The sequence below is a fragment of the Nostoc paludosum FACHB-159 genome (assembly GCF_014698835.1).
Classification (GTDB): Bacteria; Cyanobacteriota; Cyanobacteriia; order Cyanobacteriales; family Nostocaceae; genus Nostoc; species Nostoc paludosum.
Genome location: NZ_JACJTU010000137.1, coordinates 1 through 4,306, shown reverse-complemented (window position 1 = coordinate 4,306; position 4,306 = coordinate 1). Strand labels below are relative to the sequence as shown.

Below are 4,306 nucleotides of genomic sequence, written 5' to 3'. Positions count from 1 at the left end.
ATATTGCGGATGTTCTCGCCAGAAGCCAGTTAACTGTAGTGTTTGCCCTGGCTGGATATTGGCGAAGCTGCCGACGATGGTGGTCAGGTCGGTAGAACGCGAACTCTTTAAACGCGCTACGGTATAGCCAGATTCTTCTGAATGGAAGGTCAGGCGTTCGACTACACCAGTGATGGTTTCGTAGTGGGGGGTGGCGTTTAGTTGTTGAGTAACTGGAGTTATGGGCGTGGACATTGGTTTTTAGAAATGCCGCACATTATCTTAAACGTAAAAGTAGGTTTTTTTTAGTACATAAATACTATCTTAAATCACGCCCAGGTAACAAGCATCTTGAGATATCAAAATCACAAAAAACCATACAATTTTTGATACATTAATTTTAAGATACTAGTTCCGCTCTCAAATCCAGAGGCATTAATGCGATGCAAGTTATTCACGGCACCTGGATACCAGACCAAACAACTGAATTTATTCAATCTGGTTCTTTTTATCTATGGATAGAAACTTCTGTGGCTAAACAAAGCCGTACTCGACAGCAGATTCATCCTAGACATTTATCACAAGAAGAATTAGTCAGTTTCTTAGTGCAAAATCTGGGATTTAAAGAGACACCTCTACAATTAAAAGAACACATCTCCACCAAGTGCTTTGCTCTGCCAACTGTCAATAATCAGCCCATCCCTTCACCAGAATTAATTAAGTATCTAGAGTTTGAATTTCCGGAAAGTTATGAAGATTTCCAATATTGGAACGTCATTTGCTATGAAACAGTAGTCTCTGTTAAAGGCAAAAAATTAATCAATATTGTCAAACTCCTCAAAGATATTCACTTTTTAGCACTTTACAATGCAAATGAATTCCAAATTGGTTCAGATTTACTATTCTGGTATCATTATACGCAAGCATTTAAACAAATAATTTTTAAAGACCAATACATTCCAGCATTAAAATATCGAGCCTTAGCAGAGTTAAAGAATAAAACACGTAAGAACAAAAGTAAAGACCTATCCTCAAAACAATTTGAGATATATGCTGTTTGGGAAATTATTTCTGAGCAATATGAAGCAAATATTCCAAAATATCTTGAGTATATGCCACTTCTTTGCACAGCAGGTAGTCACCATCCAGAGCAACAAATAGAATTTTTCGACAAAGAAACGCTTTTACGACATTTTTCCGAATCTCTTCTCCAAAATCTAGTAACTGATACAATCTCCACAACTGCCTTTGATAAACAAATAGCAGATTCTCTGATTTACTATTGTCTGAATCAACACAAATATAATCCATTAAAAACAGAAAGTTTTTTACTCCAATACCAACAATGGTTGGCATGGAAAAACAGAATTCAGCACACTCAATCTAACTTACCCTTTCATCTGTGTTTTCAACTGCACTCTCCAACTGCCCAAGATGTAGACAATTGGCAGATTCAATTTTTGGTATCTAGTAAACAAGATCCTTCTTTAAAGCTGGGATTAGCAGATTACTGGTTGATGAATCAAAAAACCAAAGCTAGCGTTCACAAACAGTATGGTCAGGATTTTGAAACTAATTTACTGCTGAACCTGGGCTATGCTGCTCGGATGTATCCCAAGCTTTGGCAAGGATTAGAAACAGAATGTCCTGTCGGAATGCAGCTAACTTTGGATGAAGCATTTGGCTTCCTCAAGGAAAGCGCTTGGGTGTTAGAAGATTCAGGTTTTAAAATTATTGTCCCGGCTTGGTACACTCCCGCTGGGCGCCGTCGCGCTAAAATTCGCCTCAAAGCATCAACCAAAAAATTAACTCCCACAAAGGGTGAAACCAGAAGCTATTTCGGTCTCAATTCCCTGGTGGAGTATCAATATGAATTAGCAATTGGCGATGCTACTGTTACAGCAAAGGAATGGGAACAACTAGTTAATACTAAGGCTCCCTTAGTACATTTTCGCGGTCAATGGATGGAATTAGACCGAGATAAAATGCAGCAACTACTCCAATTTTGGGACTCTCACGGTTCGGAGCAACCGCAGATGACTTTGCTGGAGTTCATGCAACGTACTGCTGAGGCTGGAGAAGATTGGGAAATTGAACATGACCAAGCTTTATCAGAAGTTATGTCAAAGCTGCAAGATAAAAGCCAATTGGAGCCAATTTCACAACAGCTTTTGCTGCAAGGTACTCTGCGAGAATACCAAAAGCGTGGGGTGGCTTGGCTGCAATATCTCGAAAAATTAGGCTTAAATGGCTGTTTAGCAGACGATATGGGACTGGGCAAGTCTGTACAAGTAATTGCGAGATTAGTACAAGAAAAACAGACATTTAAGCCCCTTTTACCCACTTTACTAATTGCTCCTACTTCCGTTGTTGGCAATTGGCAAAAAGAAATTGCCAAGTTTGCTCCTGATTTAAAAACTCTTGTTCATCATGGCAGCACGAGGCTACAAAATGGGGTAGATTTTTCCGCGGCTTGTCAAGAACACGACGTAGTAATTAGCTCTTTTACTCTAGTTCGTAAAGACGAAAAGCTCCTCAGCAGTGTGAAATGGCAACGCATAGTTGTAGATGAGGCGCAAAATATCAAAAATCCAAAAGCTGCACAAACCAAAGCTATTCTCAAACTTTCGGCTCAACACCGCCTGGCTTTGACTGGCACTCCCGTTGAAAATCGCTTATTGGATTTGTGGTCAATTTTTAACTTTCTCAATCCTGGGTATTTGGGGAAGGAAGCGCAGTTTCGTAAGTCTTTTGAAATTCCCATTCAAAAAGATAACGATAAAGTCAAGTCAACTACTTTAAAGAAATTAGTTGAACCTCTGATTTTGCGGCGAGTCAAAACTGACCAATCTATTATTAGCGATTTGCCGGATAAAGTAGAACAAAAACTCTACACTAACCTGACAAAAGAACAAGCATCGCTGTATGAGATTGTAGTTAAAGATGTCGAAGAACAATTACAAAAAGCCCAAGGCATCCAGCGTAAAGGTTTAATTCTCTCTACATTGATGAAACTCAAGCAAATTTGTAATCATCCAGGGCAGTTTCTTCAAGATGGCAGTGAATTTCTTCCAGAGCGTTCGCATAAACTCTCTCGTCTGGTCGAAATGGTAGATGAGGCTATGTCCGAAGGAGAAAGTCTCCTCATTTTTAGCCAATTTACCGAAATTTGCTCCGAGATTGAAAAGTATCTCAAACATCACCTGCATTGTAATACTTATTATTTACATGGGGGTACTGCTAGAGAGCGTCGGGAACAAATGATTAGTGAATTCCAAGACCCGCAGACAGAACCATCTGTATTTGTGCTGTCTTTAAAAGCCGGTGGTGTTGGTATTACTCTGACTAAAGCTAATCATGTTTTTCACTTCGACCGTTGGTGGAACCCCGCAGTTGAAGACCAAGCTACCGACCGCGCTTTTCGGATTGGTCAAAAAAAGAATGTTTTCGTACATAAATTTATAGCAATTGGAACTTTAGAAGAACGTATTGACCAAATGATTGAAGATAAAAAGAAACTTTCTTCATTGGTGGTTGGTAGTGATGAATCTTGGCTTACTGAATTAGATAATGATGCCTTTAAACAACTTATCGCCTTGAATAAAACTACTATTTTGGAGTAAGTATTATGCCTAAATTTAGTCGCACTTGGTGGGGCGAACGTTTTATTAAAGCCTTAGAAAGTTTTACCGACGATAACCGACTTCAACGCGGACGTTCTTATGCTCGTGGTGGTAAAGTCAAGAGCTTTGAGATTGAACTCAATAAAATTACTGCTCAAGTTAAAGGCTCTATTAATCCTTACTTTGGAGTTTATAAAGAACCAACATATAATATAGTCATTGAAATTACACCTATTCCCAAAACACGGTGGAATGAAGCTATTCCCAAGATTGCTTCTAAAGCCAGTATTGTTTCTCGATTGCTCCTCAATGAAGTTCCCGAAAATATTGAAGAAATTTTTGCCCAAATAGGGTTACATTTATTACCTCATAGTAGCAAAGACTTTAAAACTAAATGTTCTTGCCCAGATTATGCTAATCCCTGTAAGCACATTGCTGGTGTCTACTATCTGGTAGCTTCTCAACTAGATGAAAATCCATTTTTATTATTTGAATTACGCGGTCTCTCTAAAACAGAACTTCAAACAAAATTAGCGGCTTCACCCTTGGGCAAAGCACTATCAACAGCACTTGAACAGCCCCAAGAGGCTAACATACAACCTAGTGAATCTTTCTATACAAGAATAGAAAAGCGGGCTGTTAATCACAAACCGAATCTTCGGGAGTTTTGGCTAGGTAGTAAGCGATTGCCCTCAATTATTGAA

Annotated in this window: 3 protein-coding genes; 2 read left to right on the top strand and 1 reads right to left on the bottom strand. The window is 39.0% G+C overall.

Going from position 1 to position 4,306, the window contains the following annotated elements; all coding sequences use genetic code 11:
• A partial coding sequence (locus H6H03_RS39285) for a YrrC family ATP-dependent DNA helicase (protein WP_449290002.1) occupies positions 1-234 on the bottom strand: 234 nt, incomplete at its 3' end.
• Between the two features lie 188 nt (positions 235-422).
• On the opposite strand from H6H03_RS39285, the gene H6H03_RS39280 reads away from it, so the two are divergent.
• Together H6H03_RS39280 and H6H03_RS39275 are read left to right on the top strand one after the other, a co-directional pair.
• Positions 423-3,602 (top strand): DEAD/DEAH box helicase, encoded by a 3,180-nt coding sequence (locus H6H03_RS39280; RefSeq protein ID WP_190960378.1) that lies wholly within the window; start codon positions 423-425, stop codon positions 3,600-3,602.
• Between the two features lie 5 nt (positions 3,603-3,607).
• A partial coding sequence (locus tag H6H03_RS39275; RefSeq protein WP_190960377.1) for an SWIM zinc finger family protein occupies positions 3,608-4,306 on the top strand: 699 nt, incomplete at its 3' end.

Bases quoted from the DNA above. Each gene is read 5' to 3' on its own strand.
- H6H03_RS39280 (WP_190960378.1), top strand. From the start codon at position 423: ATGCAAGTTATTCACGGCACCTGGATACCAGACCAAACAACTGAATTT.